Source organism: Sphaerisporangium flaviroseum, from assembly GCF_039537005.1.
Taxonomy (GTDB): Bacteria; Actinomycetota; Actinomycetes; order Streptosporangiales; family Streptosporangiaceae; genus Sphaerisporangium; species Sphaerisporangium flaviroseum.
Genome location: NZ_BAAAZR010000004.1, coordinates 101,772 through 127,256, shown reverse-complemented (window position 1 = coordinate 127,256; position 25,485 = coordinate 101,772). Strand labels below are relative to the sequence as shown.

Sequence of the window (25,485 nt, the reverse complement as noted above, 5' to 3'; positions counted from 1 at the left end):
CCTGCGGGGTCCGGCGGCCGCGGCGCAGGCCGGCGACACCGGTCGCGACGCCGGCCACGCCGACGGCGATGCCGACGCCCGCAAGCAGCCGCGCCGTCCCGTCGGAGGCCGGGCCCGCGCCCCCGTCGTCATGCTCGTCGGCGCGCGCCTTGACCGCCTGCGCCGGCGTCGCGGAGACGCCTGGGCTCGCGGACGCGGCGCCCGCCCCGTGGGAGTCCTTGCCCGCCGCGGCGACCAGCTTGAGCGCCGGGACGGGGTGCTCGGCCTCCGAGCCGTCGGCCTTGGGCTCGTCGTCCCACTTCACGACCTCGCCGTTGGAGTAGGTCTGGGTCGCGGGGAAGAGCAACTGGTCGGTGTCCTCGGGCATGAAGCCCATCGAGACCTCGAACTCCTGGAACTGGCCCGGTTCGATCGTGCCCCCGCTCCAGGTGATCTTCGTGACGGCCTCGGTGATCTCGCCGTACTTGGAGGTGACGGGCTTGGGCAGCTTGCTCTCGGTGATCTTCACCTTCCAGCCGGGAACCGGGCGCACCGAGACGAACGGCAGCGGGTGGTCCGCCGGAAGGTCGATCACCAGCTTGGTGGTCGAGGCCTTGTCCCGCTCGTTGGGCACACGGAAGGCGACCTTGGTGAACCCGCCCTTCTCCGCCGTTCCGGGGTTGATGGTGACGTGGGCGAGGGCGGGAAGGGCGAGTGCGGCGGTGACGGCGAGGGCGCCGGCGGTGACGACGGCCACACGACGGCCGGCAGAGCGTAACGACATCGAGGAACTCCACTTCATCGGTGAGAAAGCCGGAGATCGCGAGCCACGCCGAGGCTGATCCGGGCGTGCCGGAGGGGCAGGCCGGCGGATCGCGGCGGCTCGCGAGGGTGTCAGAGGGAGGCGGCGGGAAGTGGAGGACCGCGCCTGCTGACGGTGTGGCGGAGCTCCCGCCGGGAGAGGGCGGGAATCGGGTGGGGGGAAGGACGGAGGCCGGGCCGTGCGGGACCGGTCCCGCACTCGCCGTGCAGGGCGAGCAGGTGACGCAGCCTGCGCACCACGAGCGTGCCGAGCGTGCGCAGCACCGACCACAGGGCGGACTCGCCCCGGGCCAGCCACCAGCCGGTGATCAGCGTGGCCGTGAGATGGGCGACCACCATGCCGAGGTCGGCGCCCAGCCCCTGCCCGTGGGAGAGGTGGATGCTCAGGGGAGAGCCGGCACTCCCGGAGACGCCGAAAAGCTGGTGCAGGAACACCTGCGTGCCGATGAGGAACCCGATGATCGTCTGGGGCGAGCGCTCGCACCCGGCGAGCAGCGCCACCAGGACGGTCACCGTGGCGCCGCCGGCCGCCATCGCCCACGACCCCGGGCCCGGCCCGCCCGCGGCACGGTGGCCGAGCACGGCGAGCGTCACACAGACGACCGTGAAGGCCGCCGACCGAAGTAGGCGCAGGGGGAGGTTGGCGCGCATGACGCCCCACATGGTGTCATGCCGGGGGCGTGCCCGTCACGAAAGGTCGGGCCGCAATCCGACCGTCTCGTTGCGACGTCTGCCGCTTCGCCTTTTTTGTCGCTACTGTTGCCCGCGTTCCTGTTCCGTAAAGGGCGAGGTGGTGACCATATGCGGCACTTTCTCGGGTTGCTGCTCGGTGTAGTGGTGACGGCGATCCTTCTGGCCGGCACCGGCTGGGCGTCCCAGGACGCGTACCGTGGGATGACCAGCGTCGCCGCGGGCGCCGCGAGCGCGGTCGATCCGGTCAGGGACACCAAGGCGCTCATCGGCCTGGCCGCAATGCTGGTGGCGGGCCTGATCCTCGGCCTGGTCATGGCGGGGAGGGTCTCGCCCCTGGCGACGTTCGTCCCCTCCATGGCGCTGCTGGCGTGGACGGTGATCTACGCGCTCGACGTGAACAGGGCTCTGGGCCTGGCGCCGGTCGACCCCTCGATGAACCCGATGATCGTCCAGTCGGGCAAGGGCATGCAGGAACTGCTGGGCATGGGGATCTTCGCGATGCTGGGCATCGCGCTGTTCATCCCCGTGCTCATGCCCTCCCGCTGGGCCGGCCGTCAACGGGAGCTGGAGGAGGTCTACGAGGAGGAGCCCCCCGCCCAGCCCGCGGGCGGCGGCTACTACTGACCGGCACTCAGGACTGGACCGCCCGGGTGTAGAGCCGGGTGACGACGTCCTCGATGGAGGTCTCGTCCGGGGCGGTGGCCCGTAGCTCCTCGACGGTCCCGTCGAAGGCCAGGCTGCCATGGTCGATCAGCATGACCCGGCGGCAGAGCCGCTCGATGTCCCCGAGGTCGTGCGTCGTGAGCAGCACAGTGGTGCCCCGCTCGGCGTTGAGCCGCCGCAGGAAGCCGCGCACCGCCGCCTTGCTCACCACGTCCAGGCCGATGGTCGGCTCGTCGAGGACCAGCACCGCGGGGTCGTGCAACAGGGCCGCCGCGATATCGCCCCTCATGCGCTGCCCGAGGCTGAGCTGGCGGACCGGCTTGTCCAGGAACCCGCCGAGGTCGAGCACGTCGCACAGCTCGGCGAGCCGGTTCCGGTGCCGCACCGGATCTACTTTGTAAAGGTGCCGGATCAAGGTGAAGCTGTCCTTGAGCGGCAGATCCCACCACAACATCGTCCGCTGCCCGAAGACCACGCCGATGCGCCGCGCGAGCGCCGTACGGCGCCGGGAGGGGTCGAGGCCCGCCACCCGGATGCGGCCGGTCGTGGGCGACAGGATCCCGGTCAGCATCTTGATCGTCGTGGACTTGCCCGCGCCGTTCGGCCCCAGGTAGCCGACGAACTCCCCGGCGGTCACCTCGAAGGACAGGTCGCGCACGGCGTGGACGACGTGGGTGTCGCGGCGCAGCCTCCCGGCCTTGCGCCGCACGGTGAAGGAACGGCCGACGCCTTCGAGCTCGATCATGTGGTCAACTCCCCGTCGAACGGTAGCGGCGTAGCCCGGCGCGCCACGCGAACGCCGCCAGGCAGGCCAGCGTGAGCGCGGCGACCGGGGCGAGGAAGCGCAGCCAGTAAGGCAGCCCGAGCGGGTCGGGCCGGTCGAGGACGAACAGTCCCGGCTGCCAGTTGACGAAGGCCAGCGGGACGATGAACGTCACCGCCCGTACCAGGTCGCTCCCGTAGACGCTCAGCGGGTACTGCGTGAGCTGGCCGCCCCCGTAGGTGAACGCGTTGGCCACCTCGGGCGCGTCGGTCAGCAGGAACTGCAGGGCCCCGCCCAGCGTCCACAGGGAGGTGAACAGCACCACTCCGCAGATCACCATGAGCGGGATCATCCATGCCCGCTCCCACGGCACGTGCAGGCGGGTCAGGGCGATGCCGAGCACGGTCGCCGCCTGTGCCGTGCGGCCGAACCGCTGGAAGGTGAACCGGTCGACCGCCATCTGCACGAAAGGGCTCACCGGGCGGATCAGCATCGCGTCGAAGGCGCCGGTACGGACGTGCTGGCTGAGCTTGTCCACGTTCCCGAAGAGCAGGTCGGCGAGCGCGAACGACATGCCCGCGGTGCCGTACAGGAACATCACCTCGGGCAGGGTGAAGCCGCCGAGGGTGCCGGTGTGGACGAAGACGACCGCGATCGCCGCGATGTCGAGGGCGGTGACGACGAAGGAGCCGATCAGGAGCAGGGCCATCGACACGGGATACTGCGCGGCGGCGCGTATCCAGGTGAGCGCCAGCAGGACGTAACTTCGCACCATGTCGATCATCTGCGCCGCCCCACTCGCGGATCGCTGATGGTCGTCAACCACCCTGGATCACCACCTTGTGGCGTGCGGACCGGGTCACCAGGGCGCCGGCGCCGAGCACGACCGCCGCCCACATCCCCTGGAAGGCCAGGGCCCCGAGGAAGCCGCGCTTGCCGAGGTAGACGTCGGCCGGCACCTGCACCATCGCCGCCCACGGCAGCGCCTGCGCCAGCGTGCCGAGCCAGCCGGGGAACAGGACCAGGGGCAGGGTCATGCCGCTGAAGAAGGTCATCATGACCAGCGACAGCGACTGGACGCCCCGGTCGTCCACGATCCAGCAGCTCGACAGCGCCACCAGGTAGCGCACGCCGAAGCTCACCACGACCCCGAGGAACATCGACACGAGGAAGGCCGCCCAGGTGAGCGGGTGGGTGGGGAGGTGGATGCCGAAGAGCGCGGCCCCGGCCAGCGTGGGCGGGACGCTCCTTGCGAGGAAGAGGAACGTGGCCCTGCCGAGATCGTCGGCGAGGGTCCAGAGCTGCAGGGACGCCGGGCGGACCAGGTCGAGGGCGATGTCACCGGTGCGCACCCGCTGGGCCAGTTGCAGCCCGCCGCCGAAGACCTCCATCGGGCCGATGAACGCCTGGGTCAGGAAGCAGAAGGTGACCGCGTCGACGACGTCGTATCCGCCGAGGCCCGGCCGGGCCTGCCACAGTGCGATCAGCACGTACGCGCGGAGAACCCCGAAGATCGTGTTGGTGAACGCGCCGGCGAGGGCGGCGGCCCGGTAGGTGGCGTGGCGGCGGAAACCGTACCTGAGGATCGTCAGATAGAGCAGGAAGGCCGAGCACCTCCACAGACGGCGGAGTGGATATTGTAACCAGCCGCGCCCCGGGCCGCTCGTACGCGGCCGGACCCGCGCGGACCTCGGCCGAGCTCGAAAGCGTGATCGCCGAGGAGATGCTGCGGCTCAGCGAGCGGGCCCTGCGCACCCTCGACGCCGCCGAGCGCGAGCAGTTGGTCCGGTTCCTGGGAGAGATCCGCCGCAACGTGAGCTGATCCACGGCGGCCCCTTATGTGCCCCTACCAGGTCAAATGTTCCGGTCACCTCTCGACAAAGTGTGTAACAGGCATGTAAACCGGAGTATACGAGTCCGTAGATAGAACAAAGTTCGGCACGGCTGCTCATGGAGGGGCGCATGCAGCAGGACATCGATGTGGACATTCGTCCCGTCTATCCGATGAGCTGGCGTGCCAGCGCCCTCAACGGCCTGTTGCGCGGCACGACGAAGCCCCTTTCGGCGCTCCTGCTCAGACACACGGTCGGCATGACGCTCGTCTCGCGGCTGGTCGCCCTGGGCGAGCGGATCCCCCTCCCGGCTCCGCCCGGTGTCTCCATCGTCAAGGAGGACGCCCACCCTTTCGGGTCGGAGTGGGTGCGCGCCGGAAGTGACATCGACGAGAGCAAGGTACTGCTCTACTTCCACGGCGGCGCCTACTTCTTCTGCTCCCCGGCGACCCATCGGCCCATCACCTGGCGCCTGTCGGCGGCCGCACGCCGCCCGGTGCTGGCCGTGGACTACCGCCAGGGCCCCGTCCACTCGCTGAGCGAGTCGCTGGCCGACGCCCTCGCCGCCTACCGGGGCCTGCTCGACCGGGGGTACGCGTCCTCCGACATCCTGCTGGCGGGCGACTCGGCGGGTGGCCACCTGACCCTCGCCACGTTGCTGTCGCTGCGCGACCACGGCCTGCCGCTGCCGTCGGCCGCCGTCTGCCTGTCGCCATGGGCCGATCTGTCGGACGGTCGCCGCACGGTGAACCGGTGGCTCGACCCGATGCTGCCCGCGGGCCGCGTCGACTGGCTCGCGCGCCGGTGGACGGCCGGGCTCGACTGCCGGGACCCGCTGGTCTCCCCGGTGTACGGGGACTACACGGGCCTGCCGCCGATGATGGTCGTCACCGGGTCCACGGAGGTGCTACGCGACGAGGGCCGCCGGGTGGCGCTGCGGGCCCGTGACGCGGGGGTGAAGGTCACCTACGAGGAGTGGCACCGCATGCCGCACGTGTTCGCGATCCTGGCGGACGTCGTGCCGGAGGCGCGACTGGTCTTCGGCCACATTCAGCGCTTCCTCGACGCCGTCGAGGTCTCGGCCGCCGGCACGGCCTCGTCCCCCGCGACCGAGCCGCTTCTGGCCTCGGTCGCCGGTCCGGAGCCCGATTCGGCCGCCGCCTGACCTGCCCCGCTCGCGCGGTGGTACCCACCGGATGTGGAGGGTGATGGCGGACGCGTAGCGTGACCGGATCGTCACACCGGTCCATACAGTCACATAAGACACATCGGTTCCTTACCTTGAGGGATCATTCGCCTTACCTCCCATGCCGCTTCGAACTAGTTCACGCCGAATGCCCTTCGGGAGGGACAAAGTGGCCTGTGCCGTACTTCTCGAAGAGAGGTCACCTCCGGATGGCACGTGGCGGAGCAGGCGTCCCCAGCGGGATGCCTCCAGGCGTTCGGCCGCTGACGGTCGGCGACCCGGTGATCATCGGGCGCTACCTTCTGCTCGGCCGTCTCGGCGCCGGTGGAATGGGCGTGGTGTACCTGGCCGAGCGCCCTGAGGGCGGCCTGGTCGCGCTCAAGACGCCTCATGCCGTCCACCTGAGCGATCCGACGCTCCGGGCGCGGTTCACCGAGGAGGTCGACTTCTCCCGCAGGGTGGTGCCGTTCTGCACGGCCGCCGTCCTGGAGGACGGCACGGACCGCGACCGGCCCTACCTGGTCACCGAGTACATCCCCGGCCCGTCCCTGTCCCAGGTCGTCGCCGCGCGCGGCCCGCTCACCCCCGACCTCGCCTACGGCGTCGCCCTCGGGGCGGCCGCGGCGCTGGTCGCGATCCACGAGGCCGGTTTCGTCCACCGTGACCTGAAGCCGGGCAACGTGCTGCTGTCCCCGAAGGGGCCGCGGATCATCGACTTCGGCATCGCCAGGGACCTGGACGCCGCGGTCGCCCACACGCAGGCCGGTCAGATCATGGGCAGCCCCGGCTGGGTGGCGCCCGAGCGCCTCACCGGCGGGCCCGCCATTCCCGCCTCGGACATCTTCGCCTGGGGATGCCTGGTCGCCTACGCCGCGACCGGCCATCATCCGTTCGGCACCGGAGAGGCCGACGTGCTGACCCGGCGCATCCTGGTGGAACAGCCGCGTCTGTCCTCCGTGCCGAAGTTGCTGTGGGATCCGGTGTCCGCGGCGCTGGCCAAGGAGCCGGGCGAGCGGCCGGACGCCGCGGTCCTGCTGGGGTGGCTGCTGGAGGCCGGGGGAGTCGACCGGGCCTGGGACCAGCGGGAGGCCGTCGCCGCGGTGCTGGAGGAGATCTGGGTTCCCGTCGCGTATCCCGTGAGCCGGGGACACCTGAGGCTCGCGAGCACCGCGGGGGAGAGCGCGGCGACGACGGGGGCGCGTGCGCGCCGCTCGGCGGCGCGGCGCGGTCACGCCTCGCACGCGGGCTTCGCCGCCCTCGCCACGGTGTCGATCGCCGCCGCGACCGTCGTGGCGGCCGGTTCCGGCGGCACCAGGATCGACCCGAGTGTGGACCGGCCCGACCGGGTGCCCGTGGTGGTGCCGATCGAGGGCTCCCGCGTTCCGGTCGAGGTGCTGGACACCTCGGGGAGCGGAGTCGCGGCCAGCGGGGTGCCCACGACGGCGCCCGGCAGTCCTCCGGCGTTCGTGAACACGCCGACCGTGGCGATGTCGCGGCCCGGCGAGTCCACCGACTCGCCACTTCCTCCCTCCCCGTGGGAGACGCGGGTGCCCTCGCCCAAGCCCGTGCGCAGCACCCAGCAGCCGCCGGCCGACGATCCTCCGACGTGTACGAACAAGCGCGGCAAGGAGAAGCCGTGCAAGCCCACCAGGGACCCCAAGCCCACGCAGGTTCCCTCGCCGACCAGGACCCCGGTCCCCACCGTCAGCATCACCCAGATCCCCGAATGGGGTGACGGCGAGTCCCCGGCGCCCACACCGACGCCGACGCTCACCGACACCCCCTCGGCCTGACCCGTATTCGACGGGCTACTTGATCGCCGCGAAGTCCACGACCGCCAGCTTGCCGTTCAGCGGGTAGCTGATCAACCGCTGGGCGCCTGACATGATGCCGGGGAAGCTCATCGACCCGTTGCTCGCCGGGCGAATGCCCAGGTCGCCGCTGCGGCCGGTGGCCAGGTCGTAGAGCGCTACGCCTCTTTTGTCGCGGGGGTAGTCAGTCATCACCACGGTGATCCGGTCCAGTGCGGCGGCCTCCGACATGCCGCCGGTCCGTCCTGGCAGCCGGCGTTCCTCCGAGCCGTCGCGACGGCGTGCCACGGAACCCTCCCTCGTCGATCCCGTGCACCACGTGATGCCACAGCCCCATCGGGACCCCGGCGACTCTCCGAGGTCCAGGTTCGCCTCACGGCGCTCGCCCGTCTGCACGTTCAGCAGGTGCGAGAACACCGGTTCCGCCTTCTGCGCGGCGCCCGTGCCACCGGAAGGCTCGGAACCGTCGGCCCGGCTGGTTTCTGCGACCTCTCTGAAGCTGGGCGAACCCGCCCAGGGCCACTGGATCAGATGCATCCCCTCGGTCCCGGGAATCGCCTCGGCCCGGCCGCCTGAGAGCGGGGCCTGGTACACGCCACCCCCGAGGACCAGCGACCACGTGGCCTTGCCGTCGGCGATCTCCAGGTGGTCGATGCCGCCCATGTCCGCCGTCCCGGGAATGGACGTGACCTTGTGCGGAGTCCCGCCCGTCGTGGCCACCGCCCAGATGTCCACGACGAACCCCTCACCCTGTTTCGAGGAGGTCCACCACGCCACCTGGCCATCGCCGCTCACGAAGTCGGAGGGGAAGATGTCGGCTCTGGCGGGAGTCTTGATCCGGGCCACCTCGGTGACCTTGCCGGTCTCCACGTCATAGGAGAGCAGCGTGTCGGCCTTCTCGAAGCTCGACTCGGTCGTGACCAGCAGCGTGTGGTCGTCCAGGAACAGCTGCGGCCCGAATTTGCGGCCGTCGGGCAACGTGGCCGGAAGCATGTGCACGGCCTGCGGCCACACTTCCTTGATGGGGGGCGGCTTGTTGGCGGCGTCCTGCTGTGCGGGACGGGATTCCTCCGCTGAGGGTGCGTCCGTCACCTGCGCGGTCGCATCGTCGGTGGGCGGGGCAGGGGCATCGGTCACCCCGGTTGCGGGACCGGCAGGAGGTGAGGTGGAGGCCAGCTCGCGGACGGTGAAGGTGGATCCCACCGTGACCACGGCCACGATGGCCGCCGACGCGACGACGATGCCGCGCCGCCGGCGGGAGTGCCGCTCGCCGACCTTCCTGACCAGGTCGGCGGGTGCCGTGGGCGCGTGGGCGGCGGCGTGGGTGAACGTACGGCTCAGGGCGTCTTCGAGGTCGGTCATCGTGCGCTCCCGTTGGCGGGCATGGTGGTGGCGACGGTGGAGCGGAGCTTGTCCAGGGCGCGGGAGGCCTGGCTTCTCACGGTTCCTCGTGAGATCCCGAGGATCTCCGCGATCTCGGCGTCCGTGCGTTCCTCGTAGTAGCGCAGCACCAGCACGGCACGCTGCCGCCGGGGAAGCCGGGAGAGCTGGTCCCACAGGTCGGCGTCGTCCACCGCCTGGGCGAAGGGATCGGCGGTGCTGACCTGTTCCGGCGGGTCCCAGGCGAGGTGCTCGCGCCGCCGCCGGCGCCAGGTGTTGATGTGCAGCCGGGTCATCGTGGTCCGCACGTAGCTCTCAGGGTCGTGCTTTCGCTGCACGCGGGACCACGAGCCTCACAGCCGTACCAGGGCCTCCTGGACCAGGTCGGCGGCGTCGTGGGGGTTACCGGTCAGCACGTACGCGTAGCGCAGCAGCGCGTCGGCCCGGTCGCCGGCGAAGTCCTCGAAACGTGGTTCGTCGTCCACGGGTAAGTTCCTCTCTTTCCGTCCCGGCTAAGACGGGCCAGAGAGGCGAAGTGTTGCATCACCGGACGGGCCAAGTGCTCCCGCGCCGGTGCGCGGGAGCAGCCGGTCAGGTGAGCGCGGGCTCGTCTATCAGCGCCACCCGCACCGCCGAGGGATCGCCGCCGGCGAGCGGAACGGCGAAGACCGCGGTCCCGCCGTGGGCCGCGTAGACCACGAACCGCACGCCGTCCTCGTCCCACGCCTCCTGGACGTCGGAGCGGAGCCGAGCCGAGGTGGAGCAGTAGGCGGAACTGAGGTAGAGCAGGCGCAACGAGACCTCCAGCGGGATCTCCCGCGCCTGCTCGGGGGTGACGGCGAGCGGCCGGCGCAGCCGTACGAGGAGCCGGCGCAGCGGCATGAGCCAGTGCCGGTCCAGTTCGGGAGACAGCCCCAGCAGGACGGCGATCTCCGCGAGACCGGCGAGCGCGAGCGCCGGGGCCGGCGGATGCGGCCCGGCCCAGATCGCCGCGACGCTCGCGGCGAGCAGCACGCCGGCTCGTGCGAACCCGCGCGTGCTCACCGGGCGCGAGTGGGCGCCCAGGCAGCCGCAGGACGAGGCGGGCGCCGCCCGGCGCGCGTAGGTCAGGTACGCCAGGAATCCCATGGAGAGCCCGGTGGCGGCCACGCCCTCCACCGGCAGGGCGGGGGGCAGCAGCAGCGCGGCGGCGACCGCGAGCTCCAGCACCCCGGCCAGGCGGAGCGCGGTGACCGCCCGCGCCGGGCCGACCAGCCGGGCGAGTGCGGTCCGCCCGGCCTGCGCCCGCATCCGCCGGCCGAGCAGCTTCACCAGCCCCGCCCAGAGCAGGAAGAGACCGATCACGTACGGCTGGAGCGCCGCGATCCCGTACATCCGCCGCTCCTAATGCGGTGAGAACACGGTGGCGATGTCGACCTCGTTGGTATCCGGCCGCCAGGCGCCGAGGACCTGCACGTGCTGGCCCACGCGCAGCCGCGACAGGTCGGCGGAGGGAGGCGCGTCGGAGTACACGGCGACCGAGGTGCCCGCCACGCGGTGGCAGAGGATCTCCTTGTCGTCGTGGTCCAGGTGGAGCCGGTCATCGGTGATGTTCTTGATGTGGCCCTTGACGTTGACGATGTTGAGCCACACGGACTCGGCGGCGAGCACCCCGTCCGGCATGCGCACGCCGCGGGCGTAGAGCCCGTCACCTGGTTTGACGTGGTCGAAGGCGACGGGGCCTAGCTTCCACAGGCTCGTGCCGTCGACCACGCGGATGGTGTGGAACACCCAGTTGGACCCCAGGACGAGGAGGGTGTTGTCCTTGATCGACCGGATACGGCCCTCGGCGAAGCCGGGGTCGGGCGTGCCGGGCGCCACCTGGGGAGGCGCGGCGCCGAAGGCGGCCTCCGGGCCGAGCGATCCGAGCGCTGTGGCCGCGACGACGCCGGCCCCGCCTCCGAGGACGGCGGACTTGAGCAGTTGCCTTCTACTGGTCATCGTCGTCCTCCTAGGGAACCGAGATACTGCAGGGGCGCAGACCGGTCGAGAGACTGGCGATCCTGCTGTAGGCGGCCGGGGTCAGGTCGATCAGCCGGTTGCTGGCGCAGGTCGCGCCGCAGCAACTCCGCTCCCCGCAGAACAGGTCGGTCTGCGGGCCGCAGTCGGCGATGGTGGTGACGACGCTGACGCCGGTGCACAGCGCGGTGGTGCGGTGCTGGAAGCCGCAGGTCCTGCGGGAGAGCGAGACACCGCAGCTGTCCGGACGGGTGATCGCCCAGCAGGCGTCGGAGGTGTTGGGCCAGGCGTGTTGCAGGCTCCCCGAGTTGCAGGTGCCGCAGGCTCCTCTTCCTGTGCTGCTGCACGGTCCCCAGGCCGTGCCGCAGCAGAACCAGGAGACCTCTCCTTGCACGGGGCCGAGTAGATCGACGGGCGGGTTCGTGGACCGGCTGCGCGCCATGCGCGTCCTCCTTGGGGGGTGGGTCCGGACGTTTCCCCCGAACGGGTGGTGCTGATGTGATGAAAATTCCTGACTTGATCCATGAATAACATGTAATTAAGTTTCGTCAATGCCCAAATTCGCGCACCAGCCACACTGGCTCACCGTCGCCGTGACCAGTCGGGGCCGGGGCATCGCTCGCACCGAGCCCGCGATCGGCACTTCAAGGCTGCTCTTGCGTCTACCGTGGCTGGTCACGGAAGGGTTCGGCCAGTTCGAACCAGACCAGGGTGCCGGTCGGGTGGCGTTCGAAGCCCCAGCGGGACGCAAGGGTGTCGACCAGCGCGAGTCCCCGGCCGTCGGTCTCGTCGTCGGCGGGCCGTCTCAGGTGGGGGATCTTGGACGAGCCGCCATCCTCGACCGCGACCATCACGCCGGTGCCCGGGAAGGCCACCGAGACGAGGAACTCGCGCTCGACGGCGTGCCGTACGACGTTGGCGGCGAGTTCGCTGGTCAGCAGCACCGCGTCGTCCCGGCAGGGATGCTCGTCACCGAGGAGACCGGCGACGAAGGCGCGGACGGGTTTCACCTGCGCGGCCGAGGGCGCGAACCGATGGGAGAGCGTCGCGAGGCCGGCGAGCGCGGCGGAACCGGAGAGCGGTCGCGCCTGGGCGGCAGGCGCCGGAGCCGAACTGGACTGTAGGGCGGAGCCGGAGGTGGGCTCGGAGCCCGGGGTGGGCCTGGGGGTGGAGCGCAGGAGCGCTGTGATGCCGCCGAGGGCCGAGGCCAGCGCGCGAGGACGCATCGCGATCATCGGATACTTCCCTTTCGGAACCGTGATGAGGAACGTTCCATGAACGTGAGAGGTCGATCAGCGCTGAGTGCGTTGGCCGGCCGGAGGCGGTTCAGGCAGATCGCGAGGGTCGGTGGACGGGTCGCATGCCGCATACGGGGAGGACTGCTCGATCCGGTTCATGCGCAGGACCAGTTCCTCCGGTGTTCCCGCCTCGACCAGGCCCACCAGGTCATGACCCCATCGCGGAGCCACCGCCCACCAGCGCCCGGTCGCTCCGCCATGCCACACGCTCCACCCCTCGAACCGGCGATTGAGCGTCCGTACCAGCCTGGCCAGATCATTCGCCGGGTCTTCGGGACACCGTGCCGGTTTGTCGGCGTTCATGAACTCACCTCCTGGCCGGAACGGGTCCATTGCCTCAGTGCTTGGGACCGACATCGCGCTCGCAACTCTGTGTGTACGATCCATCACTGAAGATGACATGTCTGGGGCAGTCATGCGAGGTCAATCGCATAGAAAGACAAATTTGTATTGGCCAGAAGTGGAATTTCTAACCCGAAAGCGCGACAAGGGGTGACAGGACCTATGAAAGCTAGACGAGCGCTGACCTTGCGGGCGCAATGGCTCGGGCGGGAGCTACGAGAACTTCGCGAGATGAGCGGTCTCACACTCAAGGAGGCTGGTGGGTTCATCCAGCGCGACGGTGGCACCGTTAGCCGAATAGAGGCGGGGATCTATCCCGCCAGGACCCCGGACGTACTCGCCATGCTCGACCTTTACGGTGTCACCGAGGCTCGTCGCCGGGACGGTCTGCTCAAACTGGCGGGGGAGGTGTGGCAGAGCGGTTGGTGGGACGGCTACTCAGAGGACCTGTCCAAGGTCATGGTTGACTACGCCTGGGTCGAGTCCCGCGCCAGACGAATCTGTTCGTTCGACGCGCTGGTGATTCCAGGGTTGCTGCAGACCCGCCCGTACATGGAAGCCGTTCAGACGGCCATCGTCGACTCGTCCCCGATCCAGATCACCTCTGGTATCCGGTTCCGCCTCACTCGCCAGCAAATCCTCACGGATCCCGAGCCGCCATACATCGAGGCGATCTTGGATGAGAGCGTCCTGCATCGACGCCAAGGGGGTGAACCCGTGCTCAAGGCCCAGCTTGAGCATCTTGCGGCGCTGACCGAACGTCCTCGCATCGAGATCCGCGTCTTGCCCTTTTCCTCCGGCGCGCACGCAAGTCCTGAGGGGGCTTTCAGGATCTTCGAAATGTCAGAGCCATACCCTGAGGTGGCCTACATGGATACGCCGGGGGGAGGCATTTACGTAAAGACGAGTGAAGTACACCGGTTTATGCTTAAGCTCGAACGCATCCGAGCGGACGCACTGGATCCATCGGAGTCGAGCAAGTTCATTCAAAAAGTCGCCGACGGGTTGGCGTAGTCTCAGGCGAGGAATCGATGACCTCTCAGGACGACCCCTTAGCAGCGTGGCACATCAGTAGCTTCAGTCCGGATGGTGGCCCTAACTGTGTTGAGGCTGGTCCGTTGCTTGATGGGAGTGGGCGGGTGGCTGTGCGGCACAGTCGTCATCCCGACGGGCCCATGATCGTCTACACGCGGGCCGAGTGGGACGCCTTCCTGGCCGGCGTCCGCGCCGAAGAGTTCGACTTTCAGTAGAAGCCGCCGCCGGTTCTCGACTGCGGCCACGCTCGTGCCCGCCGTTGGTCACCACAGTCCGGGTACGAGGCGGTGTGTCGTTCTCTGGTAGCTGCGATACTGCTCGCCGAGCGCCTGGCTCATCTCGGACTCCTCGACCGCGATGCGTGGCAGGAGCCCAAGCGGCGGGAGGACGGCGCTGATCACCAAGGACAGCCAGTTGCCGGCGCCGAAGCCGACGCCCAGGGCGATCAGCAACAGGCCGGTGTAGGACGGATGCCGCACCTACAGGTACGGGCCGTGGGTGACCACGGTCTGGTCGGCGTCGACGTGGATGTAGGTGCTGAACGATCCGCCGAGCGTCAGCACCGCCCAGGCCCGCACCGCCAGACCCACCCAGATCAGGACGACTCCCGCCACGGCGAACGCCTGCGGTGCGGGTGTGTCCAGCGCCGGTACCCATCCGCGCAGCAGGAGACCCAACCCGATCGATCCCGCGAGGGACAGGGAGACGATCACACGGGTGCCACGGTCGCGCCTCCGGCGATCCTTGCGCCGTATGAGATCACGCACGACGAGGCCCGCTTCCCACGCGAACCAGCAGTAGAGCGATACCACGAGCGGGGTGGGTAACACGGGCATACCCCACAACGTAATGCCTGACGCGTCCTGGTTCAGGGTCCCACCACACCGCGCCGGGGACTACGGCTCGGAGCGGCCCGACAGTGACTCGTCGGTGTGCACCAGACACCCCAGCAAGTCAAAGCCGATCTTGCGTTGGGCCGGATCGAGCGACCTCACCATGGCGAAGCCGCGCTCAGAGGCGGTCTCTGGTTCCTTCGCGGCCCCCATCACCAGTTCCCACACTTGGTCGTGATCGCCCGGGTGGGTGGCGTTCCTGGTGAGTTCGATCGCCTCGGCGATGAGTTCCATGAGGTGGATGGTCGCACGACGTGCGTCGTTTCTACCATTCGATTTCCTCAGGGTGGGGCGCTTCTGTTCTCTCGCCGGGAAGACCCAGCCCCGCTAGAGACTCTGAACTGTCAGGGTCTGGAGATCATGGTGCACGATCGCATCCTTGGGGCCGAACCTGAGAAAGCGCGGGTTCGTCCGGAGGGGGCCGCTGCCCAAAGCGGATCTTTACCGGACGAACCCGCGGGTTCTGAGGGTTCGCGAGGGCCGGAGACCTACGGGGGTCGCCGGCGCTCGCGGGTGGTGGGTGCCGTGACGGACGGTCAGTGCGTGGTGGCGAACTGCTCGGCCTCGGTGGAGCCCTTGAGCGCCACCGTGGAGGAGTCGGGCGCGACGGCCGTGCTGATCAGGTCGAAGTAGCCGGTGCCGACCTCGCGCTGGTGCCGGGTCGCCGTGTAGCCCTGCGCCTCGGCGCCGAACTCCGCCTCCTGCAACTCGACGTACGCCGTCATGCCCTCCTCGGCGTAACCGCGCGCCAGGTTGAACATCGAGTAGTTCAGCGAGTGGAAGCCCGCCAGGGTGATGAACTGGAAGCGGTAGCCCATATGGCCGAGCTCACGCTGGAACTTGGCGATGGTGGAGTCGTCCAGGTGCTGCTTCCAGTTGAACGACGGCGAGCAGTTGTAGGCGAGCATCTGGTCGGGGTACTCCGCCTTGATCGCCTCGGCGAACCGCCGCGCCACGTCCAGGTCCGGGGTGGAGGTCTCCATCCACAGCAGGTCGGAGTACGGCGCGTAGGCCAGGCCGCGTGCGATGCAGGCGTCGACGCCGTTGCGTACGCGGTAGAACCCCTCGGCCGTACGGTCGCCGGTGGAGAAGACCTGGTCGCGGGGGTCGACGTCGCTGGTCAGCAGAGTCGCGGCCTGGGCGTCGGTCCGCGCGATGATCAGGCTGGGCACGTCGCACACGTCCGCCGCGAGGCGGGCCGCGTTGAGGGTCTTGATGTGCTGGCCGGTCGGGATCAGCACCTTGCCGCCGAGATGGCCGCACTTCTTCTCCGAGGCGAGCTGGTCCTCCCAGTGCACGCCCGCCGCACCCGCGGCGATCATGCCCTTCATCAGCTCGAAGGCGTTCAGCACACCACCGAAACCGGCCTCGGCGTCGGCCACGATCGGCGCCATCCAGTGCGGGGCCCGGGTGTCACCCTCCGACCAGGTGATCTGGTCGGCGCGCAGCAGCGCGTTGTTGATGCGACGCACCACGGCAGGGACCGAGTTCGCCGGATAGAGGCTCTGGTCCGGATAGGTCTGACCACCGAGGTTGGCATCCGCCGCCACCTGCCAACCGGACAGGTAGATGGCCTTCAAACCCGCCTTGACCTGCTGGACGGCCTGGTTGCCGGTCAGGGCGCCCAGTGCGTGCACGTAGTCTTCGGTCTCGAGCAGAGACCACAGCCGCTCTGCGCCAAGCCGGGCGAGAGTGTGTTCCTCCTGTACGGAGCCGCGCAGGCGAACGACGTCTTCGGCCGTATAGGTCCTCTCGACGTTCTTCCAACGCGGATTGCTGTCCCACTCTCGCCGCAGCTCATCTGCAGCTCCCTTGAGGCGATCTTTCATTTTTGACTCCTTTGGCGTCCTCTGGGCGCTTACTTCGAGTGTGCGAGTGGATGGACAAGATTGGGAGGTGTGGATCGTGACAAAAACCGCAAATATTTCGCTTAGGTCAAATACTCACCGGTATTCACGGAGCAAGAAACGCAAAGTTTTCATTATGGACTAGACCAATTCCTGTGATCCACATCACCGAGTTCGGCTCGCCGTATCACCACATACCGCGACATAAGGGGATATTCCGTAAAACGATCAGCCGGAGCAGGTGCGTCAACAACCCCATGACCCGGGACCGGACACGGCCCGCAGGGCCGTCGTCGCGCCCGGAAGGCCGAGCCGGCTTCGCGATCACCGGCGCCCCCGCCCCTCGGAGCCCGGGAGTCTCCCGGGCGTTACCGGAGGAGATGTGCCGGATCGACGGTCCGGAGAGCCACTGGAAGATATGTCGAAATTGCGCTTAGGATCGTGCTATGGCGTCTTTGGTGGGAGAAGAACCGCTGTCTTTGACGCAGGAGCTCGACCTCCTGGCGTTCGGCCAGCGCCTGAGGCATCTGCGCAAGCAGCGCGGCCTCACCCTGTCGGAGCTCGGCGAGCGCGTCGGCCGGGCGCCCAGCCAGCTCTCCCTCCTGGAGAACGGCAAGCGCGAGCCGAAACTGTCGCTGCTCAAGTCGCTGGCCACCGCGCTGACGGTGCCGGTCGAGGAGCTGCTGCGGCGGCAGGCGCCCAACCGCCGCGCCCAGCTCGAGATCGCCCTGGAGGAGGCTCAGCGCGACCCCATCTACGCCTCCTTGGGCCTGCCCCGGCTGAAGGTCTCCGCCCGGGTCCCCAACGACGTGCTGGAACACATCCTCGGGCTGTACGAGGAGCTGCGCGCGCGGGAGGCCAAGGGCACGGCGACGCCGGAGGAGGCCAGGGCGGCCAACGCCGAGCTGCGGCGCAAGCAGCGCGAGCAGGGCAACTACTTCGCCGAGATCGAGTCCGCCGCGGCCGAGGCGCTGGCCGCCGTGGGCTACCGGACGGGCGCGCTGTCACAGGGAACCGTGCAGGCGCTGGTCACCCACTTCGGCTACACCGTGCAGACCGCGCAGGACCTGCCACGGTCGGTACGGTCGATCACCGATCTGCGCAACCGGCGCATCTACGTCAAGCACGAGCAGCTCGGCATGCACACCCCGCGCACGATCCTGCTGCAGACCATCGGCCATCTGGCGCTCGGCCACCACAAGCCACGCGACTTCGCCGACTTCCTGCGCCAGCGCACCGAGGCCAACTACTTCGCCGCCGCCATCCTGGTGCCCGAGACCACGGCCGTGCCGTACCTCAAGGAGGCCAAGCAGGACCGGGTGCTGTCGGTGGAGGACCTGCGGGACGTCTTCGCGGTCTCCTACGAGATGGCCGCGCACCGCTTCACCAACCTGGCCACCCACCATCTCGACCTGGTCTGCCACTTCGTGCGCAACGACGCCGGCGGCATCATCCACAAGGCCTACGAGAACGACGGCATCGTGTTCCCCGCCGACGAGCAGGGGGCCATCGAGGGGCAGCGCATGTGCCTGCGGTGGTCCGGCCGCCAGGTGTTCCTGTCCCCGGACCGCTTCTCGGTCTACCACCAGTATTCGGACTCGCCCACCGGCACCTACTTCTGCAGCGCCCACGTCGACCCGTCCCGGGAGCGGGACTTCGCCATCACGCTGGGGGTGCCGTACCGCGAGTCCCGGTGGTTCCGTGGCAGGGAGACCACCACCAGGACCAAGTCGAACTGCCCGTCGGGGGACTGCTGCCGCCGCCCGCCGACCGAGCTGACGCAGCGCTGGGAGGGCTACGCCTGGCCCTCGGCGCGGGCCAACTCGCACGTGCTCGCAGCCCTGCCGCCCGGGTCCTTCCCCGGTGTCGACGAGGCCGACGTCTACTCGTTCCTCGAACGCCACGCCGGCGCCTGACCTCCCGGGGCGCCGCCCTCACGGCACGCCGGACCCGTTCCCCTCGCGATCGCGGCCGGTGCATAGAGTGATACGGCATGTGATTTGCGCTGATAGGGGGTCGTATCGTGCTGCCTGAGGTGGAGGTATGGCTGCGCGACCGTACGACGGTCTCGGCCGACTGGCCCGTGGAGGGCCTGCTCGCGGCCAAGGGTGACACGAAGATCAGCGTGGTGCTGCCCGCCAGGAACGAGGCGGCCACGGTCGGGGAGATCGTCTCGGCCATCCGGCGTGACCTCGTCGAATCCGTGCCCCTCGTCCACGAGCTGGTCGTCATCGACTCCCGCTCCACCGACGACACCGCCGCCCGAGCGCTGCGGGCCGGGGCGAAGGTCTTCGCCCAGGACCAGATCCTGCCCACGCTGGCCCCCATGGACGGCAAGGGCGACGCGCTGTGGAAGTCGCTCGCGGTCACCTCCGGCGATCTGCTGGTCTTCGTGGACGCCGACCTGCGGGACTTTCACACCTCGTTCGTCACCGGACTGCTCGGGCCGCTGCTCGCCGACCCCTCGATCGTGTACGTCAAGGGCTGCTACGACCGGCCGTTCCAGGAGATCCAGAGCGGCGGCGGGCGCGTCACCGAGCTCGTCGCCCGGCCGCTGCTCAACCGCCACTGGCCGCTGCTCGCCGGGTTCGTCCAGCCGCTCGCCGGGGAGTACGCCGGGCGCAGGCGGACCCTCGAGCGCGTCCCCTTCGCCACCGGGTACGGAGTCGAGCTCGGCCTGCTGATCGACCTGCTGGACCACGCCGGGCTGGACGCGCTCGCGCAGGTCGATCTGGGGCGGCGGGTGCACTCCCACCAGCCGACGCCGGCCCTTGGCGTCATGGCCGGCCAGATCATGCACACCGCCTGGTCCCGCATGGAACGCCAGCGGAAGATGATCCCCCTGCACACCCCCTCGGCCCCTCTCACCCAGTTCACCCGCACCGACTCCGGCCACGTCCCCGTCGACAGGGACACCGCCGTGGAGGAGCGCCCTCCCATGATCAGGATCCGCGACGACGTCCTCAGAACGCTCGATCAAGCGGCACCCTGACATTTGTCATATTCGCGGCACTGGGGAACGGCACTACGGCGGGATGGCGGACACGTGCTCTTCTCAAGGCATGGACAGCGCGAAGAAGGTCCCCGGAGGCAGGGCTCTGGTGCTGGGGGCCGGTGGGGTGGCGGGTCTCGGGTGGGAGATGGGGGTGGTGGCGAGGCTGGCCGAGTTCGGGGTGGAGCTGGCGCAGGCGGATCTCATCGTGGGGACGTCGGCAGGGGCGGTAGCCGGGGCACAGCTCGCCGCCGGGCTCGATGTCCGCAAGGCGTACGAGAGCCAGCTCGTCCCGGTCGAGGGGGAACAGGCTCCCTGGACGGACCTGCTGGGCATGGGGCGGCTCATCTGGACCGCGAGGGCCGCTCGTGACGACCCCGAGCGGTTCGGTAAGTGGATCGGCCAGGTGGCGCTGGCGGCGGCGACGGTCTCGGTGGCGGAGCGCAGGGACCTCATCGCGAGGTACCTCGGAGAGGTTCGCGACTGGCCGGATCGACCTTTCCTCATCACGGCGGTCGACGCCGAGTCGGGAGAGTTCGTGGGGTTCGACTCCACCGGCGGAGTCGACCTGGTGGACGCGGTCGCTGCCAGCACGGCAGGTCCGGGGATACGACTTCCGCCGGTCATCAACGGGCGGCGGTACATCGACGGGGGCATGCGTTCGCCGGTGAACGCGGACCTGGCCGTGGGGCATGACCGTGTGGTGGTGCTCGGGCCCCTGATTCGCGAGGGCGGGCCGGTGGGGCGGTTGAACGATGAGATCGCGGAGCTCGGCACAGGCGTACGCGTGGCCGTGCTCTCTCCCGACCGTGCCGCCCGGAAGGCACTGGGCGAGGGGATGCGCATGCCGGACCAGGGGCGCAGAGCTGCCGCCGCCCGCGCGGGCTGGACACAGGCCGCCACGGTCGCGGACTCCATCGCGGGGGTGTGGCACGGCTGAAACCCTCCGTTTGTGGTTCCGACGTCCCTTGGCGGGCTCGCCGGTCTGCCGACGGGGTCGGGAGAGTTCTGGCCGGGACGAGATCGTCCGGCCGGAGGCCTTCGCCTTTCCGCCCCCCGGTGGTCTCCTTTGAATGCTGGGCGAATCCACGGGGAAGGGAGGAGACGGTGCTGGAGGAGTCGGCCAGGCGACCGGGGCGCAGAGCCGCCCGGGCCGGATCCATCATCTGGCCCCTCGTCCTCGCCGGCCCGCTGTGGGCATTTGTCATCAACGATCCCGGCCCGGCGAAGGTGGCCTGGTCCCTCGTCGCGCTCTCGGCTTTTGTGACCTGCTGGATCCGGCTGATGTGGCAGGCTCTCGGCGTTCACGGAATGACCCCTGTGCCATGGGCGCTGGTCGGGCTCTGCGCTTCTGCGCTCGCCCTGTTCCCGGTCCTCGGTTACCTCTGGGCGTACTACTTCTTCCTCTTCGTCGTCTCCGCGCTGGCCACGCTCCCGCGGATCCGGGACTTCACCGTGGGAGTGTCGCTCACCGTGCTGGTCGAGCCGGTCGCCTTCTGGACCGAGGATGTGCCGCTCAGGGACTTCTGGTGGGTGCCCGTGGCCACTCTGGTGCAGGCCGCCCTGGTGCACGCGTTCAGGACGATGGGCCGCATGCTCCACGAGCTGAACCTCGCACGCGCCGAGACCGCGCGGCTCGCGGTGGACAACGAGCGGCTGCGCTTCGCCCGCGATCTGCACGACACCCTCGGCCACACCCTGACCTCGATCGTCATCCGAAGCCAGCTGGCCGCCCGGCTCGCCCGGAGCGACGCCGATCAGGCGGCCCAGGAGATGGCCGACGTCGAGCGGGTCGCCCGGCAGGCACTCGACGACGTCAGGGACACCGTCACCGGCTACCGGGCCGTGTCGCTGCCGGGCGAGCTCGACAACGCCCGCAGCACCCTCGCGCTTGCCGGTATCGACCTGGACGTCTCTTCGACGGCGACGCCGGTTCCCGTCGCGGTCCAGTCCCTGCTCGCGTGGGCCGTACGCGAAGGCACCACGAACGTGCTGCGCCACAGCAGGGCCGCCCGGTGCTCCATCAGGCTGTGGGCGGACCCGGTCGAGGCGGGCGTCGAGATATGCGACGACGGGCGCCTGGCCAACGGCCACCGGCCGGGGTACGGGCTCACCGGTCTCACCGAGCGCGTCACGGCCGCCGGCGGAACGCTCGACGCCGGTCCGCTGGCGGGCGGCGGTTATCGAATGTGTGCCCGCGTACCTGTGGAGGCGACGTGATACGTGTCCTCATCGCCGACGACCAGGACATGGTCCGGGGAGGGTTGGCCGCGCTGCTCAGCCTCGAAGACGACATCGAGGTGGTGGCCGAGGTCGCTCGCGGAGACCTGGTCGCGGACGCGGTCTTGGAGCATCATCCCGATGTGGTGCTGCTCGACATTGAAATGCCCGGTGTCTCCGGTCTGGCCGTCGCCGAGCGACTGCGGGACTGTCGTGTGGTCATCGTGACCACCTTCGGGCGCCCTGGATATCTCAGCAGGGCGTTGGCGGCGGGAGTGGCGGGTTACGTCGTCAAAGACGCCCCGGCCGCGGAGCTCGCCGACGCCGTACGCCGGGTCACCAGTGGGGAACGGGTGATCGACCCCAAGCTGGCCGTCGCGGCGCTGACCACCGGGACCAGCCCGCTGACCACTCGGGAGTGCGATGTGCTGCGCTCCGCCTCCAGCGGCGCCACCGTGGCCGACATCGCCAGAGGGCTCTACCTGACCGAAGGCACGGTGCGCAACTACCTGTCGTCGGCCATCAGCAAGACAGGCGCCCGCAACCGCATCGAAGCGGCCCGTGTCGCCGCCTCCCAAGGCTGGCTGTGAACCGCCGCCCGGTGGCGCGAATACGACACCGGGCGAGGGGCCACCGGCTCAGGGCTTGTGCAGGGGTGTGGCGTTATTGGTGGGAGTACTCGGCGATGGCGGGGGTCGCCCTGTTGTTGAAGTCGAACAGGGCCTGGTTGTCCCACCCGTTGCCGGAGGAGGGGTTGGCGGGGTCCCAGCCGTTGCCGGTGACGGCCGTCCAGGTGGGTTCCCAGTAGACGACGCCGAGCCCGCCGGCCGCCTGCACGGTGCTCATGACGTCGCGGAACAGCGCCGCCTGGCCCGCCGGGGTGGCAGGGTAGCCCGCGTACGGCGTGGCGGCGGAGATGATGTTGGGTTCGGAGTCGTCGTTCCCCGTGGTGAACGGATACGCGGTCTCGGCGATCAGCACGGGCTTGCCGTACCTCGACCTGATGTCGGTGACGTTGGCCTGCATCGCCGCCAGGGTGCCGTGCCAGTACGGGTAGTAGGAGGCGCCGATGACGTCGTAGGCGACGCCGTACGAGGCCGCGCTGTCGAAGAACCACCGGAAGACCGCGCTGTTCCCGGCCTCGGCCAGGTGCAGCACGACCTTCGTCGACGACGACACGGCCTTGACCGCGCTCGCGCCCGCGCTGAGCAGCTGCGCGAGCTGGGCGAACCGCGAGCCGCGGCCGTCCTCCCAGAGCATGCCGTCGTTGATCTCGTTGCCGACCTGCGCCATGTCGGCCGTCGTGCCCTGCGCCTTCAGCGCGTTCAGCACGTCATAGGTGTGGTCGTAAACGGCTTGCCTGAGCTGGGTGAACGGGTACGAGGACCAGGCGGCGGGCTTGGTCTGTGTTCCGGGGTCGGCCCACCGGTCCGAGTAGTGGAAGTCGACCAGCAGCCCCATGCCGAGGGCCTTGACGCGCCTGGCCATGGCCAGCACCCGCGCCTTGTTGTTGTAGCCGTCCGCCGGGTTGACCCAGACCTTCAGCCGCGCGTAGTTGGCGCCGTGGGACTTCAGCAGGGTGAGGGCGTCGCCCCTGGCTCCGTCGCGCCCGTAGTAGACACCGCCGTACGCCTCGGACTTCGCCAGGGTGGAGACGTCCGCTCCCTTCACCGAGAGGGTGGCCGCGCCGGAGGCGAAGGCGACGTCGTCGAAGCTCGCCCAGTTCCCCGCGGACGCGCTGGAGGAGAGGCTGATGGTGCAGGAACCGCCGGAGACGGTCGTGGACACGGCGATCTTCAACCAGTCTCCGGTGACCGGAAGGAACGTCCTTCTGTCGGTGCCACCGCAGTTCTCCAGCCCGGCGTAGACGGAGCTCTGCCCGCCGCCGTTCTTCACATAAAGGCTGAGCGTGTAGGAACCGTTGGTCAGGCCGGTGAGCGTCTGGGAGGTCCTCACCGTGTAGGCGGCGGACGACCAGTGGGTGATCCGGTAGGACCCGGAACGGCCGCCGGACTCGGTGTAGTCGGCGGCCGTCGTGCCTGAGCTGGTCCAGCCGGTCGGGGACGCCACCGCGGCCCCGTTCGACTCGAACCCTCCGTTGACGACCGTCGTCGCGGCCTGTGCCGGTTGTACGGCCCCTGCCTGGAGTAGGAGCGCGGTGCCGCATAACAGGGCCGCCATTGTGCTTTTCATGGGTCCTCCGGTCAGGAGAGGAGATGGGCGAAGATGCTCTGTGAACGTGCACAGTAGCCTTCGCCCTCCTCTCTGAAAAGCACCATGGACCAGCCGCTGGTCGATCGGTCACATCATCACCAGGTGAGCGAGGTGCGGGGCCCAGATGATGCCGGCCGAATCTGTGTACGTTCACACAGGGGGATTCCGGTGAGGGGCGTGGTGTCAGTTCCATTCGGAGCGTTGGTGGATGTGTCGTGCGGTCGGGACCGGGGTGGGTCTTGCGGGCTGGTGGACGCGCGGGGGCGTCACGGTCTCGCAGGAGACCAGTCGCCAGCGGCTGATCTCCGGATTGGTGAGGGTGGCCACCACCTGGGCGCGGATCTGCGCGGTCGTCGTATTGTCGTCGGTATCAATTCGGATGGCGATGTGCCCGCCGCCCTCCCGCAAATCCTTACGCCAATGTCTGGGTAACAGTGCCAGCATCCGCCTGCCGTCGACCGGCGAGTCGCCCGACGGATGTCCTATGATGCGGCGCATCGTCAACACCACCAACATCGCTGGATACCTCCGCTCAGTCGCAGGTGACGCCCGGTGGCGCCACTGTGGAGAGCCCGCCGGCGGCGCGGGAGACGGCCCTGCGAAGCGGCATCACCGATGGATTGACGATGGTCGTGAATTGGATCGGGGAGGGGGTCGGGTGCTTCATTCCTTATCTCTTTTCTAGGCGGTGGATTTGTGCTCGCGCAACCAACTCTGCGCTTTCCACAGCCCGTGAACCAGAGAAATCGAATGCAGCAAGTTGCCCCACGGTGACCGTTTCCTGCCAATCCCTCGCGGCGGCGTGAGCGGTGCCTGGGAGACGGCGGACCGGGTCAGTCCGACAGTGCTTCGGGAGGAAGGCCGAGCTCGGTGGCGGTGCCGATGCGGACCAGTTCGGCGAGCCGGGCGCGGGTGAGCACGCGCTTGTGCACGGTGGCCTGGACGGCCAGGCCGTCGATGAGCGAGACGATGCGCCAGGTCGACCCATCGGGGTCGGGGCACTTGAACGCCCCCTCCGCCACGCCGTCGTCGAGGATCGCGCGGAGCGCCTGCTTCCAGCGCAGGTCGATGGTGCGGGACACCTCTTCGAGGGCGGTGCTGCGCAGTGACTCAGACCAGGCGTCGATCCACAGGGCCCACGACTTGGACTTGGCGCTGGGGGAGTAGAGCTTCAGCAGGTCGCGCAGCCGGGCGAGCGGCGCACCGCCGTTCTCCTCCAGCTTGGCCAGGGTGTCGAGGTCGCGCTGGGCGGCGTACTCGAATGCCTGCGCGAACAGGTTGTCCTTGGTCTCGAAGTGGTAGAAGAGCAGCCCTTGGCTGACCCCTGCCGCCTGGGCGATGTCGACGGTGCGGGTGTGTCCGAAGCCCTGCGCGCTGATCACTTCACAGGCGGTCCTGAGCAGATCGTCGCGACGTACCCGGCCGAATCCTCGTGCCACAGACGAACCCTAGCGTGCCCCGCGTGCGCGGAACGGCGATTGGGCTGCGAAAGCTGAGGCGCGACTTAGCCAGATCAC

At 69.2% G+C, this 25,485-nt stretch carries 31 protein-coding genes; 11 read left to right on the top strand and 20 right to left on the bottom strand.

Annotated features, from left to right (window positions below):
• Positions 1 to 763 (bottom strand): YcnI family copper-binding membrane protein (locus ABD810_RS12355; RefSeq protein WP_344938140.1); only part of this gene is annotated, 763 nt, incomplete at its 3' end.
• A 110-nt stretch (positions 764 to 873) separates the two neighbouring features.
• A complete protein-coding gene (locus ABD810_RS12350) occupies positions 874 to 1,452 on the bottom strand; it encodes an MFS transporter (protein ID WP_344938138.1) in 579 nt (192 codons plus the stop codon).
• Between the two features lie 150 nt (positions 1,453 to 1,602).
• On the opposite strand from ABD810_RS12350, the gene ABD810_RS12345 reads away from it, so the two are divergent.
• A complete protein-coding gene (locus ABD810_RS12345) occupies positions 1,603 to 2,118 on the top strand; it encodes a hypothetical protein (protein WP_344938136.1) in 516 nt (171 codons plus the stop codon).
• 7 nt (positions 2,119 to 2,125) lie between these two features.
• On the opposite strand, the gene ABD810_RS12340 is transcribed toward ABD810_RS12345, so the two are convergent.
• The 3 genes from ABD810_RS12340 to ABD810_RS12330 are packed head-to-tail and all read right to left on the bottom strand — an operon-like array spanning position 2,126 to position 4,410.
• Positions 2,126 to 2,902 carry an ABC transporter ATP-binding protein gene (locus ABD810_RS12340; protein ID WP_344938133.1) on the bottom strand — a complete coding sequence of 259 codons (777 nt, stop codon included), beginning with the start codon at positions 2,900 to 2,902 and terminating at the stop codon, positions 2,126 to 2,128.
• Positions 2,903 to 2,906: 4 nt separating this feature from the next.
• Positions 2,907 to 3,746, bottom strand: a complete 840-nt coding sequence (locus ABD810_RS12335) for an ABC transporter permease (RefSeq protein ID WP_344938131.1) — start codon at positions 3,744 to 3,746, stop codon at positions 2,907 to 2,909.
• The gene (locus ABD810_RS12330; RefSeq protein ID WP_344938129.1) at positions 3,739 to 4,410 is read right to left on the bottom strand and encodes an ABC transporter permease; all 672 of its coding nucleotides are present in this window, start codon (positions 4,408 to 4,410) and stop codon (positions 3,739 to 3,741) included. The genes ABD810_RS12335 and ABD810_RS12330 overlap by 8 nt, the downstream gene beginning before the upstream one ends.
• 140 nt (positions 4,411 to 4,550) lie before the next feature.
• Here ABD810_RS12330 and ABD810_RS12325 point away from each other — a divergent pair, with 140 nt between their 5' ends.
• From ABD810_RS12325 to ABD810_RS12315, 3 genes are all read left to right on the top strand, one after another.
• Complete coding sequence (locus ABD810_RS12325; protein ID WP_344938127.1) at positions 4,551 to 4,742, top strand: hypothetical protein; 192 nt, start codon at positions 4,551 to 4,553, stop codon at positions 4,740 to 4,742.
• Positions 4,743 to 4,882: 140 nt separating this feature from the next.
• A complete protein-coding gene (locus tag ABD810_RS12320; protein ID WP_344938125.1) occupies positions 4,883 to 5,917 on the top strand; it encodes an alpha/beta hydrolase in 1,035 nt (344 codons plus the stop codon).
• Between the two features lie 263 nt (positions 5,918 to 6,180).
• Positions 6,181 to 7,731 carry a serine/threonine protein kinase gene (locus tag ABD810_RS12315; RefSeq protein WP_344938123.1) on the top strand — a complete coding sequence of 517 codons (1,551 nt, stop codon included), beginning with the start codon at positions 6,181 to 6,183 and terminating at the stop codon, positions 7,729 to 7,731.
• A gap of 15 nt (positions 7,732 to 7,746) precedes the next feature.
• On the opposite strand, the gene ABD810_RS12310 is transcribed toward ABD810_RS12315, so the two are convergent.
• The 8 genes from ABD810_RS12310 to ABD810_RS12275 form a co-directional block, all read right to left on the bottom strand.
• Positions 7,747 to 9,111 (bottom strand): hypothetical protein, encoded by a 1,365-nt coding sequence (locus tag ABD810_RS12310; RefSeq protein WP_344938121.1) that lies wholly within the window; start codon positions 9,109 to 9,111, stop codon positions 7,747 to 7,749.
• Positions 9,108 to 9,467, bottom strand: a complete 360-nt coding sequence (locus tag ABD810_RS12305; protein ID WP_344938119.1) for a sigma-70 family RNA polymerase sigma factor — start codon at positions 9,465 to 9,467, stop codon at positions 9,108 to 9,110. The genes ABD810_RS12310 and ABD810_RS12305 overlap by 4 nt, the downstream gene beginning before the upstream one ends.
• 15 nt (positions 9,468 to 9,482) lie before the next feature.
• Complete coding sequence (locus ABD810_RS12300) at positions 9,483 to 9,614, bottom strand: sigma factor (protein WP_344938117.1); 132 nt, start codon at positions 9,612 to 9,614, stop codon at positions 9,483 to 9,485.
• Between the two features lie 106 nt (positions 9,615 to 9,720).
• Positions 9,721 to 10,503 carry a MauE/DoxX family redox-associated membrane protein gene (locus ABD810_RS12295; RefSeq protein WP_344938115.1) on the bottom strand — a complete coding sequence of 261 codons (783 nt, stop codon included), beginning with the start codon at positions 10,501 to 10,503 and terminating at the stop codon, positions 9,721 to 9,723.
• A 9-nt stretch (positions 10,504 to 10,512) separates the two neighbouring features.
• The gene (locus tag ABD810_RS12290) at positions 10,513 to 11,109 is read right to left on the bottom strand and encodes a cell wall protein (RefSeq protein WP_344938113.1); all 597 of its coding nucleotides are present in this window, start codon (positions 11,107 to 11,109) and stop codon (positions 10,513 to 10,515) included.
• A 10-nt stretch (positions 11,110 to 11,119) separates the two neighbouring features.
• Entirely contained in the window at positions 11,120 to 11,569 is a 450-nt protein-coding gene (locus tag ABD810_RS12285) for an RlpA-like double-psi beta-barrel domain-containing protein (protein ID WP_344938110.1), read from the bottom strand.
• A 220-nt stretch (positions 11,570 to 11,789) separates the two neighbouring features.
• Positions 11,790 to 12,362 (bottom strand): ATP-binding protein, encoded by a 573-nt coding sequence (locus ABD810_RS12280; RefSeq protein ID WP_344938108.1) that lies wholly within the window; start codon positions 12,360 to 12,362, stop codon positions 11,790 to 11,792.
• Between the two features lie 57 nt (positions 12,363 to 12,419).
• On the bottom strand, positions 12,420 to 12,728 hold the full coding sequence (locus ABD810_RS12275) for a hypothetical protein (protein ID WP_344938106.1): 309 nt from the start codon (positions 12,726 to 12,728) through the stop codon (positions 12,420 to 12,422).
• A 201-nt stretch (positions 12,729 to 12,929) separates the two neighbouring features.
• Between ABD810_RS12275 and ABD810_RS12270 the strand changes: the two genes are divergently transcribed.
• The gene (locus ABD810_RS12270; RefSeq protein ID WP_344938104.1) at positions 12,930 to 13,781 is read left to right on the top strand and encodes a helix-turn-helix domain-containing protein; all 852 of its coding nucleotides are present in this window, start codon (positions 12,930 to 12,932) and stop codon (positions 13,779 to 13,781) included.
• A gap of 17 nt (positions 13,782 to 13,798) precedes the next feature.
• A complete protein-coding gene (locus ABD810_RS12265; protein ID WP_344938102.1) occupies positions 13,799 to 14,017 on the top strand; it encodes a DUF397 domain-containing protein in 219 nt (72 codons plus the stop codon).
• Positions 14,018 to 14,065: 48 nt separating this feature from the next.
• Here ABD810_RS12265 and ABD810_RS12260 read toward each other — a convergent pair whose 3' ends face one another.
• The 4 genes from ABD810_RS12260 to aceA all read right to left on the bottom strand — a co-directional run bounded on the left by ABD810_RS12260 (position 14,066) and on the right by aceA (position 16,524).
• Complete coding sequence (locus ABD810_RS12260) at positions 14,066 to 14,281, bottom strand: methyltransferase family protein (protein WP_344938100.1); 216 nt, start codon at positions 14,279 to 14,281, stop codon at positions 14,066 to 14,068.
• Entirely contained in the window at positions 14,282 to 14,638 is a 357-nt protein-coding gene (locus tag ABD810_RS12255; RefSeq protein WP_344938098.1) for a hypothetical protein, read from the bottom strand. It lies immediately after the preceding gene.
• A 60-nt stretch (positions 14,639 to 14,698) separates the two neighbouring features.
• Positions 14,699 to 14,929, bottom strand: coding sequence for a hypothetical protein (locus ABD810_RS12250; RefSeq protein ID WP_344938096.1), 231 nt, complete (start codon positions 14,927 to 14,929; stop codon positions 14,699 to 14,701).
• A gap of 302 nt (positions 14,930 to 15,231) precedes the next feature.
• Positions 15,232 to 16,524, bottom strand: coding sequence for an isocitrate lyase (aceA, locus tag ABD810_RS12245; RefSeq protein WP_344938094.1), 1,293 nt, complete (start codon positions 16,522 to 16,524; stop codon positions 15,232 to 15,234).
• Positions 16,525 to 16,988: 464 nt separating this feature from the next.
• Between aceA and ABD810_RS12240 the strand changes: the two genes are divergently transcribed.
• The 5 genes from ABD810_RS12240 to ABD810_RS12220 all read left to right on the top strand — a co-directional run bounded on the left by ABD810_RS12240 (position 16,989) and on the right by ABD810_RS12220 (position 22,344).
• Positions 16,989 to 18,458: a helix-turn-helix domain-containing protein gene (locus ABD810_RS12240; RefSeq protein ID WP_344938092.1), complete on the top strand. Its 1,470-nt coding sequence runs from the start codon at positions 16,989 to 16,991 to the stop codon at positions 18,456 to 18,458.
• A gap of 107 nt (positions 18,459 to 18,565) precedes the next feature.
• Positions 18,566 to 19,534, top strand: a complete 969-nt coding sequence (locus ABD810_RS12235) for a glucosyl-3-phosphoglycerate synthase (protein WP_344938090.1) — start codon at positions 18,566 to 18,568, stop codon at positions 19,532 to 19,534.
• A 70-nt stretch (positions 19,535 to 19,604) separates the two neighbouring features.
• A complete protein-coding gene (locus ABD810_RS12230; RefSeq protein ID WP_344938087.1) occupies positions 19,605 to 20,474 on the top strand; it encodes a patatin-like phospholipase family protein in 870 nt (289 codons plus the stop codon).
• A 167-nt stretch (positions 20,475 to 20,641) separates the two neighbouring features.
• Positions 20,642 to 21,754 carry a sensor histidine kinase gene (locus tag ABD810_RS12225; protein WP_344938085.1) on the top strand — a complete coding sequence of 371 codons (1,113 nt, stop codon included), beginning with the start codon at positions 20,642 to 20,644 and terminating at the stop codon, positions 21,752 to 21,754.
• Positions 21,751 to 22,344 (top strand): response regulator, encoded by a 594-nt coding sequence (locus ABD810_RS12220; RefSeq protein ID WP_344938083.1) that lies wholly within the window; start codon positions 21,751 to 21,753, stop codon positions 22,342 to 22,344. Before ABD810_RS12225 ends, ABD810_RS12220 begins: the two co-directional genes overlap by 4 nt.
• 73 nt (positions 22,345 to 22,417) lie before the next feature.
• Here ABD810_RS12220 and ABD810_RS12215 read toward each other — a convergent pair whose 3' ends face one another.
• The 3 genes from ABD810_RS12215 to ABD810_RS12205 all read right to left on the bottom strand — a co-directional run bounded on the left by ABD810_RS12215 (position 22,418) and on the right by ABD810_RS12205 (position 25,407).
• On the bottom strand, positions 22,418 to 23,947 hold the full coding sequence (locus tag ABD810_RS12215) for a glycosyl hydrolase 53 family protein (RefSeq protein WP_344938081.1): 1,530 nt from the start codon (positions 23,945 to 23,947) through the stop codon (positions 22,418 to 22,420).
• A 204-nt stretch (positions 23,948 to 24,151) separates the two neighbouring features.
• Positions 24,152 to 24,484 carry a hypothetical protein gene (locus ABD810_RS12210; protein WP_344938079.1) on the bottom strand — a complete coding sequence of 111 codons (333 nt, stop codon included), beginning with the start codon at positions 24,482 to 24,484 and terminating at the stop codon, positions 24,152 to 24,154.
• Positions 24,485 to 24,801: 317 nt separating this feature from the next.
• Positions 24,802 to 25,407, bottom strand: coding sequence for a TetR/AcrR family transcriptional regulator (locus tag ABD810_RS12205; RefSeq protein WP_344938077.1), 606 nt, complete (start codon positions 25,405 to 25,407; stop codon positions 24,802 to 24,804).
• Positions 25,408 to 25,485: the final 78 nt, after the last annotated feature.

What these genes read in the sequence shown, in the direction of transcription:
- ABD810_RS12350 (WP_344938138.1), bottom strand. Translation starts at nt 1,452, where the DNA reads ATGCGCGCCAACCTCCCCCTGCGCCTACTTCGGTCGGCGGCCTTCACG.
- ABD810_RS12345 (WP_344938136.1), top strand. Translation starts at nt 1,603, where the DNA reads ATGCGGCACTTTCTCGGGTTGCTGCTCGGTGTAGTGGTGACGGCGATC.
- ABD810_RS12340 (WP_344938133.1), bottom strand. Translation starts at nt 2,902, where the DNA reads ATGATCGAGCTCGAAGGCGTCGGCCGTTCCTTCACCGTGCGGCGCAAG.
- ABD810_RS12320 (WP_344938125.1), top strand. Translation starts at nt 4,883, where the DNA reads ATGCAGCAGGACATCGATGTGGACATTCGTCCCGTCTATCCGATGAGC.
- ABD810_RS12315 (WP_344938123.1), top strand. Translation starts at nt 6,181, where the DNA reads ATGCCTCCAGGCGTTCGGCCGCTGACGGTCGGCGACCCGGTGATCATC.
- ABD810_RS12310 (WP_344938121.1), bottom strand. Translation starts at nt 9,111, where the DNA reads ATGACCGACCTCGAAGACGCCCTGAGCCGTACGTTCACCCACGCCGCC.
- ABD810_RS12295 (WP_344938115.1), bottom strand. Translation starts at nt 10,503, where the DNA reads ATGTACGGGATCGCGGCGCTCCAGCCGTACGTGATCGGTCTCTTCCTG.
- ABD810_RS12290 (WP_344938113.1), bottom strand. Translation starts at nt 11,109, where the DNA reads ATGACCAGTAGAAGGCAACTGCTCAAGTCCGCCGTCCTCGGAGGCGGG.
- ABD810_RS12285 (WP_344938110.1), bottom strand. Translation starts at nt 11,569, where the DNA reads ATGGCGCGCAGCCGGTCCACGAACCCGCCCGTCGATCTACTCGGCCCC.
- ABD810_RS12280 (WP_344938108.1), bottom strand. Translation starts at nt 12,362, where the DNA reads ATGATCGCGATGCGTCCTCGCGCGCTGGCCTCGGCCCTCGGCGGCATC.
- ABD810_RS12275 (WP_344938106.1), bottom strand. Translation starts at nt 12,728, where the DNA reads ATGAACGCCGACAAACCGGCACGGTGTCCCGAAGACCCGGCGAATGAT.
- ABD810_RS12270 (WP_344938104.1), top strand. Translation starts at nt 12,930, where the DNA reads ATGAAAGCTAGACGAGCGCTGACCTTGCGGGCGCAATGGCTCGGGCGG.
- ABD810_RS12265 (WP_344938102.1), top strand. Translation starts at nt 13,799, where the DNA reads ATGACCTCTCAGGACGACCCCTTAGCAGCGTGGCACATCAGTAGCTTC.
- ABD810_RS12255 (WP_344938098.1), bottom strand. Translation starts at nt 14,638, where the DNA reads ATGCCCGTGTTACCCACCCCGCTCGTGGTATCGCTCTACTGCTGGTTC.
- ABD810_RS12250 (WP_344938096.1), bottom strand. Translation starts at nt 14,929, where the DNA reads ATGGAACTCATCGCCGAGGCGATCGAACTCACCAGGAACGCCACCCAC.
- aceA (WP_344938094.1), bottom strand. Translation starts at nt 16,524, where the DNA reads ATGAAAGATCGCCTCAAGGGAGCTGCAGATGAGCTGCGGCGAGAGTGG.
- ABD810_RS12240 (WP_344938092.1), top strand. Translation starts at nt 16,989, where the DNA reads ATGGCGTCTTTGGTGGGAGAAGAACCGCTGTCTTTGACGCAGGAGCTC.
- ABD810_RS12230 (WP_344938087.1), top strand. Translation starts at nt 19,605, where the DNA reads ATGGACAGCGCGAAGAAGGTCCCCGGAGGCAGGGCTCTGGTGCTGGGG.
- ABD810_RS12215 (WP_344938081.1), bottom strand. Translation starts at nt 23,947, where the DNA reads ATGAAAAGCACAATGGCGGCCCTGTTATGCGGCACCGCGCTCCTACTC.
- ABD810_RS12210 (WP_344938079.1), bottom strand. Translation starts at nt 24,484, where the DNA reads ATGTTGGTGGTGTTGACGATGCGCCGCATCATAGGACATCCGTCGGGC.